Genomic DNA, 16,828 nt, shown 5'->3' on the forward strand with positions numbered 1-16,828 from the left:
TGACGCCATCGGGAGCAAGCCCCTCCCACACTTTGAACTGTAAACACATTCAAAAATGTGGGAGGAGGCTTGGCTGGTAACGACTATTACAAGCCCTCCAGCTCCGCCATCAGATCACTCAACCGGTCCACCTTCTCGGCACTGATCTCGTTAGCCGCCAACCCGTCGATATACTCGGCCAATTCCGCCACCGTGCTGCATTCGAACATCGCTCGCAACGGCACATCGCGCTGCAGGGTTTTCTGCACCCGCGAGGCGATCTGCGTAGCCAGCAACGAGTGCCCGCCCAGTTCGAAGAAGTTGTCCTGTACCCCAACCCGCTCAACCTTCAACACCTCGGCCCAAATCCCGGCCAGGGTGGTTTCCAGTTCATTGCGCGGCGCCAGGTAGTCCTGGCTGTGCAGTTGGCCGATCTCCAGGGCCGGCAAAGCCTTGCGGTCGAGCTTGCCGTTGGCGTTGAGTGGCAGGCTCTCAAGCCAGAGCCAGTGCAGCGGCACCATGTATTCCGGCAGTTCGGCCCGCAGGCGTTGCTTGATGCGGTCCAGGCGCTCGCTCGGGTTGAGCGTTGCACCGGCGGCCACCAGGTAGCCGACCAGATGCTTGCCATTGACGCCCTCTTGCACCCCCACCGCCGCATCGCGCACTTCGGGCTGTTCGTGCAGGCGCGCTTCGATTTCACCCAGTTCGATGCGGTAGCCGCGAATCTTCACCTGATGGTCGATACGCCCGACGTACTCCAGCACACCGTCACTGCGACGCCGTGCCAGGTCGCCGGTGCGGTAGAGACGCTCGCCCGGCGCACCAAATGGGTTGGGCACAAAGGCCTGGGCGGTGCGCAGCGGATCGCTGACGTATCCGCGGCCGACACCGGTGCCGGCGACGCACAGTTCACCGACCGCGCCCTGGGGCACCAACTCAAGTGCACCATCGAGCAGGTACAAACGGTTGTTGTCGGTCGGTGTGCCAATCGGCAGGTAAGTGCCACGGGTCGAGGCCAGATCGACGCGGAAGAACGCCACATCGTCCGAGCACTCCGCCGGGCCGTAGGCATTGACCAGGCCAATCTGCGGGTAACGCAACAGCCACTGGTGGGCCAACTCGGGTGGCATCGCCTCCCCGGTCGGCAGCATCCAGCGCAGGCCGTCGAGGCTGATGTGCTCCTGGGCCAACATGCCCTGGATCAGCGACGGCACACTCTCCAGCACCGTGATGCCGTGGGCTTGAACATGTTCCAACAAACCTTGCGGATCGTGGGCAAGGGTGTTTGGCACAATATCCACCCGCGCACCAAACAGCGGCGCGGCGAGGAACTGCCAGACGGAAATGTCGAAACTTTGCGAAGCGGTCTGGGCGATCACGTCCGCATCAGTCAGATCCAGGTACGGCAACTTGCTCAACTGGTTATTGAGCATGCCGCGCTGTTCGACCATCACGCCCTTGGGCAGGCCGGTGGAGCCCGAGGTATAGATCACGTAGGCGAGGTTGTCGGGGCCGCTGTAGACCCCTGGGTTTTCACCACGGGCGGGCACTTCCTCCCACACCAGCAACTGGCAATCAACACCTTCGAGCAACTCGATGGCCTGTTCGCGGCACGCCTCGGTGCACACCAGCAACGGTGTGCGGCTCAAGTCGATGATTCGACTCAGACGTTGACTAGGAAGACCCGGGTCCAGCGGCAAGTAACCGGCACCGGCCTTGAAGCTGCCGATGATCATGCCCAACAGGTCGAGGTTACGCTCAGCCAGCAACGCCACCGGTTGATCCAGGCCGACACCCGCCGCGATCAGCGCGTGGCCCAGGCCGTTACTGCGGCGGTTCAGCTCGTCGTAGCTCCATTGCTGGTCGAGGCAGCTGGCGGCGATACGTTGCGGATGTTGCGCCACCTGTTCTTCGAACAACTCAACGTAGCTGCGTTCCAGCGGATAGCTACGCTCGCTCTGGTTGCAGCCGTCCACGAGGAATTCACGCTCCTGCTCACCAATCAGCGCCAGCTCGGCCATGTCGCCATGGAAGCCCTGCACCAGCGCCAACAGCAAGCGTTTGAACTCGCCGAGCATGCCTTGCACGGTGCTTTCGTCGAAGTAACGCTGGTCGTAGGACAGGTGCAAGCCGAGGTCATCGCCCGGATAACACACGGCAGTCAGCGGGAAGTTGGTGTGGGTACGCCCGGAATCGGACGTAGCATTCAGGCTCTGCGCACGGTCCAGCACCGAGACTTCCACCGGCGCGTTCTCGAACACGAACAGGCTGTCGAACAACGGCTGGCCCTTGGGCAATTCGCTGTGTTCCTGGATAGTCACCAGCGGCAGGTATTCGTACTCGCGCAGCTGCATGTTGCTGTCGAGCAAGCCGCTCAACCACTGGCGCACGCTGCAACGCTGGTCATCCTCAGGCAGCTTCACCCGCAACGCGATGCTGTTGATAAACAGGCCGACGGTGCGTTGCATCTGCGGCATGTCTACCGGGCGCCCGGCCACGGTGACGCCGAACAGCACGTCACGCTCGCCGCTCAAACGCCGCAGCACTAAGGCCCAGGCCGCCTGGGCGAAGGTGTTGACGGTGAGCTGGTGGGCCTGGGCCAATTCACGCAATTGCGCACCGTCACAGGCATCAAGACGGGTGTAGCAATCACCCACCACCATGCCGCCGCTGCCACCGGCATGTTCGCGCAGGAACGGGCGGTCGCTCGGGATCGGTGTGGTGCGCTCGAAACCTTGCAGGTTGCGCTGCCACCATTGGCGCGCCTCATCCAGGTCCTGGCGTTGCAGCCAGGCAATGTAGTCGCGGTAGCGCGGCGGCGTCGCCAGTTGCGCTTCGCGACCTTCGCCCAGGGCCATGTAGATATCGAAGAAGTCATTCATCAGCAGCGAACGGCACCAGGCATCGATCAGGATGTGGTGGTTGCTCATCATGAACCAGTAGCGCGACTCGCCCACACGGATCAGGCGCAGGTGGAAAGGCGCCTGGTTGAGCAGGTCGAAACCGGCTTCGCGTTCGGCTTTGAGCAAGGCTTGCAGGCGCGGCTCCTGCTCGGCTTCGGGGTCGGCGCTCCAGTCCAGGTACTCAATCGGCGTGCTGCCGGGTTTGTGGATCACTTGCAGCATGTCTTCGCCGACGTTCCAGCAGAACGACGCGCGCAAGGCTTCATGCCGGGCGATCACCGCTTGCCAGGCCTGGGCGAAACGCTCGGGGTCCAGGGCGCTGTTGATGCGGTAGCGGTCCTGCATGTAATACAGGCCAGTGCCCGGTTCCAGCAGGGTGTGCAGCAGCAGGCCCTCTTGCATCGGGGTCAGCGGGTAGACGTCTTCGATGGCGCAGGCCGGCACCGGCAAGGCATCCAGTTGCGCCTGGGTCAGGCGGGCCAGGGGGAAGTCCGACGGCGTGAGGCCGCCGGCATCATCCTGCAGGCAATGGGCGATCAAGCTGTGCAATTCGGCCAGGTAAGCCTCGGCCAGATCGCGAATCACCTGTTGATCATGACGCTCACGGCTGAAGGTCCAACGCAGCACCAGCTCACCGCCATACACCTGGCCGTCGACGCTCAACTCATTGGGCAACGGCGCATCAGGATCATGGGCCAGGCCGGCGGACTCCTCCAGCGGATGGAACAGTGCGTCGGAGCCAAAGCTCTGGTCGAACTGGCCAAGATAGTTGAAGGTAATCGGCGCGCTCGGCAGTGCGGCCATGCTCTGTTTGCACAGGTCATCGGCCAGGTAGCGCAGCACCCCATAACCCAAGCCTTTGTGCGGCAGGGCGCGCAGTTGTTCCTTGATCGCCTTGATCGAGTCGCCCTGCCCGGCCTGCGGTGTCAGGCGCAGCGGATAGGCACTGGTAAACCAGCCGACGCTGCGGGTCAGGTCAATGTCATCGAACAGGGTTTCGCGGCCATGACCTTCCAGTTGGACCAATGCCGAATCGTGCCCGCTCCAGCGGCACAGCACGCGGGCCAGGGCGGTCAGCAGCAGATCGTTGACCTGGGTACGATAGGCGCTCGGCGCCTGTTGCAGCAACTGGCGGGTGTGTTCGGCGTCCAGGCGCACGCTGACGGTTTCGGCATCGCGATTACGCCGTGCACCTTGTGGGCGCTGCACCGGCAAGGCCACGGCCGGGCCGGCCAACTGCGCCTGCCATACGCTCAACTCTTCGCGCAGGGATTCGCTATGGGCATAGGCCTGCAAGCGCGCCGCCCAATCGCGCAACGCGCTGGTCTTGGTCGGCAGGCTGACGGATTGGCCTTCACTGAGTTGGCGGTAGACGTTTTGCAGGTCTTCCAGCAACACACGCCAGGACACGCCATCCACCACCAGGTGATGGATCGCGATCAGCAAGCGTTGCTGGCCTTGCGGCCCGTCCACCAGCAGGGCACGCAACAACGGCCCGTGTTCCAGATCGAGGCTACGCTGGGTGTCGGTGAACAGTGCGGTGCACTGTTGCATATCACCCACCTGGGCCTGCATCAGCACGCCGCCTTCCGGCACGGCCAGGTGTTCGGCGTGCCACTGCGCGTCGCGCCGGGTGAAGCTCAGGCGCAGGGCATCGTGGTGTTCCAGCACCGCCAGCAGGGCTTGCTCCAGGCGATGGGGGTCGAGCAGTTGCAGGGGCTTGAGCACCAACGCCTGGTTCCAGTGCTGGCGTGCCGGGATGTCAGTGTCGAAGAACCAGTGCTGGATCGGCGTGAGCCCCGAGCTGCCGGTCAATACACCTTGCTCGGCGGTCACCTGCTCCGAACGAGTGGCGACGGCGGCCAGGGTCTCTACGGTCTGGTGCTGGAACAGATCGCGGGGGCTGAAATGAATCCCGGCCTGGCGTGCACGGCTGACCACTTGGATCGACAGGATCGAGTCGCCGCCCAACTCAAAGAAATTATCGTCGAGGCCGACTTGCTGCACGTTCAACACCGCGCACCAGATCGCCGCCAGGGTGCTTTCAAGCGCGTTGCGTGGTGCCACGTAGTGTTGACGATTGGCCTGCGGATCCGGCTCAGGCAAGGCGCGGCGGTCGAGCTTGCCGTTGGCGGTCAGCGGCATGCTGTCCAGCACGATCAAATGCGCTGGCACCATATAGTCCGGCAGTTGCGCCTTGAGGTGCGCCTTCAGCGCTTCGCGCAGCGCGCCGTGTTCGGCGTCGCTGACCAGGTAGGCCACCAGCTGTTTGCCACTCGGCGCATCCAGCGCCAACACCACCGCCTCGCGCACGTCGGGATGTTCCAGCAGGCGCGTTTCGATCTCGCCCAGCTCGATGCGGAAACCGCGGATCTTCACCTGATGGTCGATGCGCCCCAGGTATTCCACCAGGCCATCGGCGCGTTGGCGCACCAGGTCGCCGGTGCGGTAAAGACGCCCGCCATTGGCGGCAAACGGGTCGGCGACAAAACGCTCCGCCGTCATGCCCGGGCGGCGGTGATAACCCTGGGCCAGGCCGGCGCCGCCGATATACAACTCACCGCTGGCGCCTTGGGGCACCAGCGCCAGGTCGGCGTCGAGAATGTAGGCCACGCGCGCACCGATGATGCTGCCAATCGGCACGCTGCCGGCGCCCTCCTCCAACTGCTGCGGCGCCAGGCTGGCCAAGGGCATCACCACCGTTTCGGTCGGGCCATAAGCGTTGAAAAACACCTCGGGCATGAACGCCGCCCGGATGCGCTGCAGGTGCTCCCCGGTCAATGCCTCGCCACCGGTGATACACATGCGCACCGGCAAGGTCTGCTGCTGGGTCGCCAGCCACTGGGCCAACTGGCTGCCGTAGCTGGGGGTGAAGCCGAGGATAGTGATGCGATGGGTGCGAATCAGTGCGCAGATCTCTTCGGCATCCCACTGCCCCTGGGCGCGCAGCACCACCTGCGCACCACTGAGCAGCGGCACCAGCAAACGCTCGGTGGCGGCATCGAAGTTGATCGAATAGAAGTGCAGCTCGCAATCATCGGCACGCATGCCAAACCGCTCGATCACCGCCTGGCAATGCATGGCGATTTCACCGTGGGACACCACCACGCCTTTGGGCTTGCCGGTGGAGCCCGAGGTGTAGATCAGGTACGCCTGGTGTTGTGGCAGGCTGACAAAGGGCAGCGTGTCGGCCGGGTAATTCGCCAGCACCGGCAGGTCATCTTCCAGGCACCAGCACGCCACCGTCGCCGGCAATTCGCCGAGGGCTTCGAACATCGCCGCATCACTGAGCAGCAGGCCGATGCCGCTGTCCTCGATCATGTAGTGCAGGCGGTCCAGCGGGTATTCCGGGTCCAGTGGCACGTAGGCGCCACCGGCCTTGAGGATCGCCAGCAGGCCAATGACCATTTCCAGCGAGCGCGGCAGCGCCAGGCCGACACGCACCTGCGGGCCCACGCCACGTTCGCGCAGCATCCAGGCCAGGCGGTTGGCGCGGGCGTCCAGCTCAGCGTAAGTCAGGGTCACCCCGGCAAAGGTCAGCGCTGGGGCATCGGCTCGCTGGCTGGCCTGCTGGCTGAACAACTGATGGATGCACTGGTCGAGGCGATGCTCGCCCTTTTCAACCCCGAGGCTGTCTTGCAGCGCACGCTGTTCATCTGCGCTCAGCAACGGCAATTCGCTGAGGCGCTGTTGCGGATTGGCGATCAAGCCTTCCAAAAGGTTGCGCCAATGCTCGGCCATGCGCGCAATGCGCGGCTCGTCGAACAGGTCGGTGCTGTAGGTCAGGCAGCAGCCCAGGCGATGATCAAGGTCGGTGACTTCCAGGTTGAGGTCGAACTTAGTCGCCCGTGCATCGTTGGCCAGGTACTCGACGGTCATGCCCGCCAGTTGGCGGCGCTGCTGGAACTCCCAGCGCTGCACGTTGCACATCACCTGGAACAACGGGTTGTACGCCGCGCTGCGCGGCGGTTGCAGGGCTTCGACCAGATGGTCGAACGGCAGGTCCTGATGGGACTGGCCCTCGATCACCGTATGACGGACTTGCTCGAACAGCTGGGCGACACTCATCTGCCCATTGAGCTGGCAACGCAGCACCTGGGTATTGAGGAACGCGCCGATCAGCCCTTCGCTTTCCGGGCGAATGCGGTTGGCCACCGGGGCGCCGATGCGCAGGTCGGTCTGGCCGCTGTAGCGGTAAAGCAACACGGCCAGGGTCGCGGTCATGGTCATGAACAGGGTCAGGCCGCGCTCGGCATTGAAGGCGCGCACACGGGCGGCCAACTCATCACTCAGGTCGAAGCGGTACAGCTCGCCCTGGTGGCTTTGTACCGCTGGCCTTGGGCGGTCGCCGGGCAGCTCCAGCAACGGGTGTTCAGTGCCCAGTTGCGCGGTCCAGTAATCCAGCTGGCGTTGGCGCTCGCCGGACTCCAGCCACTGGCGCTGCCACACGCTGTAGTCGAGGTACTGCACCGGCAGCGGCGCCAGCGGCGAGTCGCGTTCGTCGATAAAAGCTTCGTACAAGGCGCTGAGTTCACGGGCAAAGATGTCCATGGCCCAGCCTTCGGTGACGATATGGTGCAAGGTCAGCACCAGGTAGTGTTCCTGCTCGCCGGCCTTGACCAGGCAGGCCCGCAACAGCGGCCCGGTTTCCAGGTTGAACGGCGTGTGCGCTTCTTGATCCGCCAGTTGTTGCAAACGCTGTTGGCGCTCGGTTTCGCTCAGCGCCGAGAAGTCCTGCCAGTCCATGCGCACAGCGGTCTGCGGCGAAACCTTCTGGTATGCCACGCCGTCGACGCTCGGGAAGGTGGTGCGCAGGGTTTCGTGGCGCATGATCAACGCCTGCAACGCCGCCTCAAAACGTTGCACATCCAGCACGCCGCGCAGGCGCGCCATGCCGCCGACGTTGTAGGCCGGGCTGTCGGGCTCCATCTGCCAGAGGAACCACATGCGCTGCTGGGAATAGGACAGCGGCACCGGTTGGCTGCGGTCGACCTTGGCGATTGCCGTTTGTTGGTTGCGTTGGCCCGCGGCCTGGATCAGCCCTACCTGCTCGACAAAGGCGCCCAACTCGCTGACTTCGAACAAGGTGCGCAACGGCAGCTCGACGTCACACGCCTGGCGGGTGCGCGAGATGATTTGCGTGGCCAGCAACGAGTGCCCGCCCAAAGCGAAGAAGTCATCGCCCAGGCCGATGCGTGGCAGGCCGAGGACCTCGCGCCAAATCGCGGCGATTTGCAGCTGCAACGCTGTGTGCGGTTCGATGTGTTCGCGGGTTTGCCAGACAGGCTCCGGCAAGGCGCGGCGATCAAGCTTGCCGCTCGGGCTCAGGGGCATGGCATCCAGGCGCATCAGCAGCGCCGGCACCATGTATTCCGGCAACTCGGCGGCCAGGGTGGTCCTGACTTGCTGTTCGTCCAGTGCGCTGTGGGCAGTGTAGTAACCAATCAACTGCGCATCGCGTACCAGCACCACGGCTTGGGCGATGCCATCGAGGGCCAGCAGCCGCGCTTGAATTTCTTCTGGCTCCACACGGAAACCACGCAGTTTGACCTGCTGATCCAGACGCCCGAGGTATTCAAGTACGCCATCGGCATTCCAGCGCGCACGGTCACCGGTGCGATACAGGCGTGTGCCCGCCGCGCCCAAGGGGTCCGCGATAAAGCGTTCAGCGGTCAAGCCGGCACGGCCAAGGTAACCGCGGGCCAGGCCGATGCCGCCGATGCACAACTCGCCCGGCACACCGGCCGGCAACGGGTTGAGCTGCTCGTCGAGCACGCGGCAGATCACATTGCCCAAGGGCCGACCAATCGGCGAGCGCTCGCCATCGGCGGCGGTGCAATGCCAATGGGTGACGTTGATCGCCGTCTCGGTGGGGCCATAACGGTTATGCAATTGCACCGCGGGCAGCTGGGCCAGGACGCGATTACGCAACTCGGCGGGCAAGGCTTCGCCACCGGAGAACAGGCGGCGCAGGCTGGTACATTCGGCCACCAACGGCTCGTCGATAAACACCTGCAACAGCGGCGGCACGAAGTGCAGCGTGGTCACGCCATGTTCCTGCACCAACTGCGCGATGCGCTGCGGGTCGCGGTGCTCACCCGGCCCCGCCAGCACCAGGCGGCAACCGGTGATCAGCGGCCAGAAGCACTCCCACACTGACACGTCGAAACTGATCGGCGCCTTTTGCATCAGCACGTCGGTTTCATTCAGTTGGTAAGTGGCCTGCATCCACTGCAAACGTTCGGCCAGCGCGCCATGGGTGTTGCCCACGCCCTTGGGTTGGCCGGTGGAGCCGGAGGTATAGATCACGTAGGCAAGGTTGTCGCCATGCAGGTGCAGGCCCGGTGCCTGGGTTGGCCAGCTGTCGAGGTGCAGGCTGTCCATGGCGATCACGCATACGCCTTCGGCAGTCGGCAACTGCGCCAGCAACGCCGTTTGGGTCAGCAGCAGGTGCACGCCGCTGTCCTTGAGCATGTAGGCCAGGCGCTCGGCGGGGTAATCCGGGTCGAGCGGCACGTAGGCGCCACCGGCCTTGATGATCGCCAGCAGGCCGACCAGCAATTGCGGCGAACGCTCGGCGGCGATGGCCACGCACACGTCCGGGCCGACGCCCTTGTCGCGCAAGTAATGGGCCAGGCGATTGGCCTGGGTGTGCAGTTGGGCGAAGGTCAGGCTGCCGTCCTGCCAGACCAGCGCGGTGGCGTCCGAGACCTGTTGATTGAGCAGGTCGGGCAGCCATTGCCGGGCCGGTTCACAAGGTGCTGCGCTCCAGGCGTGCTGTTCGTCGGCCAGCATCAACGGCAGGTCGCCGAGGGCTTGCTGGGGTTGCGCGCACACAGCTTGCAGCAGGTGGATGAAATGCTCGGCCATGCGCTGGATGGTCGCGGTCTCGAACAGCTCGTCGGCGTAGTCAAACGACAGGCTCAAGCGCCCGTTGCGGTCTTCTTCGCTGTGCAATTGCAGGTCGAACTTGGCTTCGCGGCTGTGCCATGGCAGTTCATCGGCGAGCAGGCCCGGCAGGCGACGCAAGGCGCTGAGGTCACGTTGCTGGTGGTTGAACATCACCTGGAACAGGCCCTGTTCGCGGGCCTGGGGGAAGGCTTCCAGCAGTTGTTCGAAAGGCAGGTCCTGATGGGCCTGGGCGGCCATTGCCGTCTCGCGCGTGATCGCCAACAGCTGGTTGAACGGCAGGCGCCCATCCAGTTCGGCACGCAGCACCAGGGTGTTGATAAAGAACCCGATCAGGCCCTGGGTTTCATGGCGCGGGCGGTTGGCACTGGGCACGCCGATGCGGATATCGCGCTGCCCGCTGTAGCGATAAAGCAGGGTCTGGAACGCCGCCAACAACAGCATGAACGGCGTCGACTCGTGGGCCTGGGCGGTCTGGCGAATCGCGGCGCTGAGGCGCGCATCCAGGCGCACGCTATGGCGCGAAGCACTGTGCCGATGGAGCGCGGAACGCGGGTGATCGGTGGCCAGGTCCAAGGCAGGATGCTCTTCACCCAACTGCGTTTTCCAATACGCCAGTTGTCGCTGGCCCTCGCCTTCGGCCAACCATTGGCGCTGCCAACTGCCGTAGTCGGCGTAGTGCAAGCTCAACGGCGGCAGCTCCAGGCTCTGGCCTTGGACGGCAGCGGCGTACAGCCGTGAGAATTCGTCGATGAGGATATTCAGCGACCAACCATCAGCGATGATGTGGTGCAGCGTCACCAGCAGTTGATGGTCTTCATCATCCAGGCGTAGCAGGGTGACCCACAGCAGCGGGCCTTTTTCCAGGTCAAACTGGGTATGCGCCTCGTCTTCGCGGATCTGTTGCGCACGAGCTTCGCGCTCGGCGTGCGGCAGGTCGCTGAGGTCGATGACTTGCAGCGCGAAATCCACCTGCGGTTCTACACGCTGGAAGGCTTGCCCATCGCGTTCGTAAAAGCGTGTGCGCAGGGCCTCGTGACGCTGGATCAGGTGCTGGAAGCTTGAGCGCAGCGCGTCTTCATCCAGCTCGCCGCGCAGGTGCAAGGCGCCGGGAATGGTGTAGGCGCTGCTGTGTGGGTCCAGTTGCCAGGTGATCCACAGACGGTTCTGGGCCAGGGATTGGGGCAGGTCTTCGTGGCGCGACAGCGCATGGATCGCGCCCTGGGCAACGCCGCCGTCCTGTTGCAGTTGCGCCACGCCGGCGGCAAACGCTGACAACGTGGGGGCTTCGAACAGCAGACGCAGGTTCAGCTCCAGGCCCAGGGTTTCGCGCAGGCGGGCGACCACCTGGGTGGCGGTGATGGAGTTGCCGCCAAGCAGGAAGAAGTGATCGTCGGCGGCCACGCTGGTCAGTTGCAGTTGCTCACACCAGATCGCCGCGATCTGGTTGTGCAGGTCAGACTCCAGCGCCACCTCGCTCGCCTGCGTTGGCAAGCCGGGGAATTGCGCGTAGCTGTCGAGGCTGCCATCGGCGTGGCGAATCGCGCACGCCGAGCGCTGCACCTTGCCGCTGGAGGTCTTCGGCAAGGCACCGGGGTTGAGCAACACCACTACGCTCGGGGCTTCTTGATAAGCCTCGGCCACAGCTTGGCGGATCGCCTTGATCAGCGCTTCGGGTGGCAGGATTTTCTGCACGCTGCGGCTGATTTCCGCCGCGATACCGATGCCTTCCACACCCAGGTCATTCACCGCAAAGGCGGCGACCCGGCCCTTGCGCACCACTTCCACCTCGCGCTCGATGGTCTGTTCGATGTCCTGGGGGTAGAGGTTGTGACCACGCACAATCAGCAGGTCTTTGAGGCGACCAGTGATGTATACCTCGCCGTCGCGGATAAAACCCAGGTCACCCGTACGCAACCAAGTGCGACCAGCGTGCTGGACGAAGGTCCTGGCGCTGGCTTCTGGGTTGCGCCAGTAGCCGTGGGCGATGCTCGGGCCCGTGGCCCAGAGTTCACCGATGCTGTTGTCGGCAAGCTCCATGAGGCTGTGGGGATCGGCGATCAGCACGGCGTGGTCCGGCTGGCTGGTGCCACAACTCATGATCGCACTGCCCTGCCCGGGTTCCGCGCGGTTGGCGGCCAGGGCCTGTTCGTCCATGTGCATCGCGGGGATGCCGCGGCCACGGATGCCGCCGGCAACAAACAGGGTCGCTTCGGCCAGGCCGTAGGAGGCAAAGAAACTGTTCGAGGTGAAACCGCAAGGGGCGAATTTTTCTGCGAAGCGTTCCAGGGTATCGAGGCGAATCGGCTCAGAGCCGGAATAGGCCACGCGCCAGCGGCTCAAGTCCAGGCGCTCCAGGGCCGATTCACTGACCCGTTCGCTGCACAGGCGGTAGGCGAAATCCGGGCCGCCGCTGATGGTGCCGCCGTATTCGCTGATCGCTTCCAGCCAACGCGATGGGCGCCCGAGGAAGTAGGCCGGCGACATCAACACGCAGGGCACGCCACTGAAAATGGGTTGCAGCAGGCCGCCGATCAGGCCCATGTCGTGGTAGAGCGGCAGCCAGCTGACGATCACGTCATCAGGGTTGAGGTCGATGCCGAAACCACGTCGAATCAATACTTCGTTGGCGACCAGGTTGCCGTGGCTGACCTGCACGCCCTTGGGCAAGGCGGTAGAGCCGGAGGTGTATTGCAGGAAGGCGATGTCGTCAGCTTGCAGCTCGGGCTCGAGCCAGTGCTCGGCCTGCTGTGCATCCAGGCTGTCCACGCTCAATACCGGCGGTGCATTTTCGATCTGCGCCAGGCCTTCGCTGAGACTGGCAATGGTCAATAGCAGGCGTGGCTCGGCGTCCTGGATGATCGACAGCAAACGCTCCTGGTGATGACGGCGCGTGGACTCCGGCGGATAAGCCGGCACCGCGATCACCCCGGCGTACAGGCAACCAAAAAACGCCGCGACGTAGTCCGGGCCGCTGGGGAACAGCAGCACCGCACGCTCGCCCGGGCCGGCATTGGCTTGCAAGGCGGCGGCGATGGTGCGGGCGCGCAGGTCCAGATCACGGTAGCTGAGCACCACGCTGTGCTCGGTCGACTCGGCCAGGAAGCGCAGAGCCACCTGGTCCGGTGTCTGCGCAGCTCGGCGTTGAAGGGACTGGACCAAAGTGCGGGGGAGTTCGAAGGCGTCCATCATGGGGTTCCTGCCTGAAATCGGCTTACGGGAAATTCGGCTTGCTTGAAAATCAATAACGGCGAGCAATCAGACCGCGAGCCGTTGCCGCGCCGCGTCGATGCGCCAGCGCGCCAGGTGTTCGTCGGCATAGCGGCGCACACAACGCAGCACGGCGCTTTCGTGCTGCACGAGGAAGAAGTGGTGGCCGTCAAACATGTCCAGGGAAAAACCGCTGGCGGTGTCGAGCTGCCAGTCGAGCAGCTGATCGGCGCGCACGCTGTCCTGCTTGCCGCCGAACACATGGATCGGCAGCCCCAGGGGCTTGCGCTCGCCATAGGTGAAGCTGCCGCACAACAGGAAGTCAGCGCGCAAAATCGGCAGCATCAACTGCATCAACTCCGGGTTGGCCAGCGCTTCTTCAGCTGTGCCCTGCAATTGGCGCAAGCGGGCGATCAGTTCGGCATCGTTTTTTTCGATGGCGTATTCACTGACATCGCGTCGCGCCGGCCCGGCGGTGCCGGAAGCAAACAGCGCCAGGGGCGCCGGCACATCGCGCGCACTCAAGGCATGGGCCAATTCAAAGGCCAGCAACCCGCCAAGGCTGTGGCCAAACAGAGCGTAGGGGCCGTCGAGGTCGCGGCTGATTTCCTCGGCCAACTGTGCCGCAAGGGCCTTGATATCGCGCTGCAACGGCTCATCCATGCGCAGGCCGCGCCCAGGCAATTCCAGCGGGCACACCTGCAGCCAATCCGGCAGGGCGCGACGCCAGCGAGCGTAAACCGAGGCGCTGGCGCCTGAGTGGGGCAGGCAAAACAAGCGCAGCCGGATTGGCGTACTCATGAGGCGAGGACTCCAAACTGCAACATGCCGATTGCACGATAAAAACCCATCTGGTCCTCCTGCGGGTGCTGATCCTTGGCCGTTTGTTAACAGGCCTGTCACCCAGAAGAACGGACGGCCCCGGCAAATAATTAGTCGCAGGCGGCGAGCGAGACGTGGTTCACACCTTCCACAAAGGCATAAGATTAGTTCGCCTTCTCATTTGACAATCATTATCATTCAGCATAATTTGTTGCCCGATGTGTAGGAGGCCTCAGCAGGGACGCCCTCCCCTAACCTAATAGCAGTAAGGTGATTTCCATGACGGAACAAGTATCCACAGGCAGGTGCGACTCACCCCTTCTCCAGGCGTTTGTCGACAATCGGCTGATGTTGGTGAAGATCGCGGCACGTATCACCGGTTGCCGCTCCCGCGCCGAAGATGTGGTTCAAGACGCCTACTTCCGACTGCAGTCTGCGCCAACCATCACTTCATCGTTCAAGGCCCAGCTGAGCTACCTGTTCCAGATCGTGCGCAACCTGGCCATCGATCACTACCGCAAGCAGGCCCTGGAGCTCAAATACTCCGGGACCGAAGAGGAAGGCTTGAATGTGGTTATTCACGGCGCTTCGCCGGAAACCTCCCACATCAATTTCAACACTCTGGAAAACATCGCCGACGCCCTGACGCAACTGCCCCAACGCACCCGCTACGCGTTCGAAATGTACCGCCTGCACGGCGTGCCGCAGAAGGACATTGCCAAGGAACTCGGGGTTTCGCCGACGTTGGTGAATTTCATGATTCGCGATGCGTTGGTGCATTGCCGCAAGGTGTCAGGCAGCCATAGCGATACGTTTGCGCGCAGGGTTTGAACGCGGCGCAAACACATGTGGAAGGAGCGGCGCGGGGATTCAACTGGTCTCTGATAACAGATGTCGAACTCGATCAATGTGGGAGGGGGCTTGCCCCCGAAGACGTCAGCCCAGCAAACATTGACGTTGGCTGACCCACCGCTATCGGGAGCAAGCCCCCTCCCACAGGGGATCTGCGCTTAACTGACCGGCATCAGGGCTTGCCCCGGTGAGCATGGGTATCAACACAACTCTGACGTAACGACCGTCAGTAACCACGATGCGAAGCGAGCCGCTCTTGATCTTGCTTTTGATCTGAGGCGCCCCGTTAAACCACGCTGGCCGCAATTCGACAGGGATTTGGGGGGTAAACCGGCAGGGATGCCGGTTTAGCCGCCCCGCGCCATGGATGGCGCGTGGCGGCGGCCCCCCAAATCCCTGTCGGATTACGGGCACACCGAGCCTAAGCGAGGTGCCGAGTGGTGGGGCAAGAGCGTTTTGGTTACTTTTGCGCTTTTCAAAAGTGACCCGCTGTAAGAGCGGAACCAATAGCGGCCGTTACCTAAACAATGGATATGTACACGGTCCAACATCCTCGTCAGCCGCAAGGCCGCCATCGGGAGCAAGCCCCCTCCCACATTTTGTTGCCCTGAGATCTCAGGGCAGCGGTGTTACATCAATGCGATACGGCTCAAAGATCTTCAGCATCTGGCCATTGTCCCGCAGTCCCTTGAGCAATGCTGAAAACGCATCACCCGTGATCGGTGCCTTGGGACGCAGCAACGCGTAATGGTGATACACCTGGTCAATGCGCTCCGACACCAGGAACTGCCTGGCCATGCTCTCGTTGCGCACCATGAAATCACTCAGGTAAGAACGGGTGACCAGCGCGATATCCGCACGCCCACGCGCCACCATCAGCAAGTTGCTGTCATGGGAATAGGTCAACGTGGCGTTGAAGTGTTCGGCCATGTTTTTGGGGTCGGGGTTGAAGTTGGCGAAGGCGTAGTGATAGCCGCTGAATACCGCCAGGCGTTTGCCGGAGAGATCGGCGAAGTAACTCTGGTCGCGCCCGACCTGGCGTTGGGCGACGAAGATTTCTGCGTCCTCCAGGCCCATGTCGACGCTGGTATGGGCAATCTCCCGCCAGCCCCACGACGGGTTTTCGAAGATCGCCATATCGACCCGACCTTGCTCGAAGTCGCGAAAACGCCGGGGGATAGAGGTGGGTACCAGTACAAACTGATAGTCGGTTTGCTCAGCGTTCAGCGCCTCGAGCAATTGCGGCAGCAAACCGGTGTCTGCCCCTTGCTCGGGACGCACGGTGTAGGGCGGAAAGTGCGCCGCACCCACTCTCACCAATTGCGCAGCGCCCGCCTGCGTCCACGCGGCGCTGCTCAGTGCCCATAATGTCAATCCTGCAGCCAGCCGCCATGGCGAAAACATCGAGGCACACACCGTTGAATTCTTTGATGCCGATAAGCTAGGCGTTTTTATCCGGAGAGACAACTTTCGCCATCAAATTTAATAACTTGCGCCTCAGTCTGACTTAAGCACCATCAGCAACGCCTCTTCAGCCAACTGCTCAAGGGTCAAGCTGCCCTGGGCGCGGAACCAGGTGGTGGTCCAGGACAGCGCGCCAGTGAGGAAGCGCCGGGTGATAAACACGTCGCCCTTGATATAGCCAGCGGCCTTGGCCTCGCCCAATACCTGCAGCCAGATCTGTTCGTACACGTCGCGCAGGGCCAGCACCTGGGCCTGACCTTCGGCCGACAGCGAGCGCCATTCGTACACCAGCACCGCCATGGCCTCGCCACTGCCGCCCATGATCGACTGCAACTCGCAGCGAATCAGCGCCAGCACACGCTCGCGCACGTTATTCGCCTCCTCCAGCGAAGCACGCATCATCGCAGTGTTGTAATGGATGGTTTCCTCCATCACTGCCCGCAGGATCTCATCCTTGCTCTTGAAATGATGAAAGATGCTGCCCGACTGGATGCCCACGGCGCTGGCCAAATCCCGCACTGTGGTGCGCTCAAAGCCCTTGTTGCGAAACAGGTGAGCTGCGGTTTGCAGCAATTTTCCCCGCGCACTTTCCGGATCAGTCAATTGGCCACCGTCGACCATGGTGCGCATCACCCCCAGGGCTTTGTGCTCATCCACGCTACTCTCCTTCACTCTACTGACGTCTTGGG

General features: G+C 63.1%; 5 protein-coding genes. 1 reads left to right on the top strand and 4 read right to left on the bottom strand.

The window, feature by feature from the left end:
- Positions 1 to 86: 86 nt before the first annotated feature.
- The gene (locus QZR30_RS15355; protein WP_311903629.1) at positions 87 to 12,983 is read right to left on the bottom strand and encodes a non-ribosomal peptide synthetase; all 12,897 of its coding nucleotides are present in this window, start codon (positions 12,981 to 12,983) and stop codon (positions 87 to 89) included.
- Positions 12,984 to 13,049: 66 nt separating this feature from the next.
- Positions 13,050 to 13,802, bottom strand: coding sequence for a thioesterase II family protein (locus tag QZR30_RS15360; RefSeq protein ID WP_046071825.1), 753 nt, complete (start codon positions 13,800 to 13,802; stop codon positions 13,050 to 13,052).
- 300 nt (positions 13,803 to 14,102) lie between these two features.
- Between QZR30_RS15360 and QZR30_RS15365 the strand changes: the two genes are divergently transcribed.
- A complete protein-coding gene (locus QZR30_RS15365) occupies positions 14,103 to 14,654 on the top strand; it encodes an RNA polymerase factor sigma-70 (protein ID WP_043049829.1) in 552 nt (183 codons plus the stop codon).
- 636 nt (positions 14,655 to 15,290) lie between these two features.
- On the opposite strand, the gene QZR30_RS15370 is transcribed toward QZR30_RS15365, so the two are convergent.
- Complete coding sequence (locus QZR30_RS15370; RefSeq protein ID WP_056847934.1) at positions 15,291 to 16,079, bottom strand: substrate-binding periplasmic protein; 789 nt, start codon at positions 16,077 to 16,079, stop codon at positions 15,291 to 15,293.
- Between the two features lie 93 nt (positions 16,080 to 16,172).
- Positions 16,173 to 16,796 (bottom strand): TetR/AcrR family transcriptional regulator, encoded by a 624-nt coding sequence (locus QZR30_RS15375; RefSeq protein ID WP_046071823.1) that lies wholly within the window; start codon positions 16,794 to 16,796, stop codon positions 16,173 to 16,175.
- Between the last annotated feature and the right edge of the window lie 32 nt (positions 16,797 to 16,828).

It is taken from the genome of Pseudomonas sp. rhizo25 (genome assembly GCF_031931935.1).
GTDB lineage: Bacteria > Pseudomonadota > Gammaproteobacteria > Pseudomonadales > Pseudomonadaceae > Aquipseudomonas > Aquipseudomonas synxantha.

Coding starts and splice junctions, on each gene's coding strand:
- QZR30_RS15365 (WP_043049829.1), top strand. CDS start 14,103: ATGACGGAACAAGTATCCACAGGCAGGTGCGACTCACCCCTTCTCCAG.
- QZR30_RS15360 (WP_046071825.1), bottom strand. CDS start 13,802: ATGAGTACGCCAATCCGGCTGCGCTTGTTTTGCCTGCCCCACTCAGGC.
- QZR30_RS15370 (WP_056847934.1), bottom strand. CDS start 16,079: ATGTTTTCGCCATGGCGGCTGGCTGCAGGATTGACATTATGGGCACTG.
- QZR30_RS15355 (WP_311903629.1), bottom strand. CDS start 12,983: ATGATGGACGCCTTCGAACTCCCCCGCACTTTGGTCCAGTCCCTTCAA.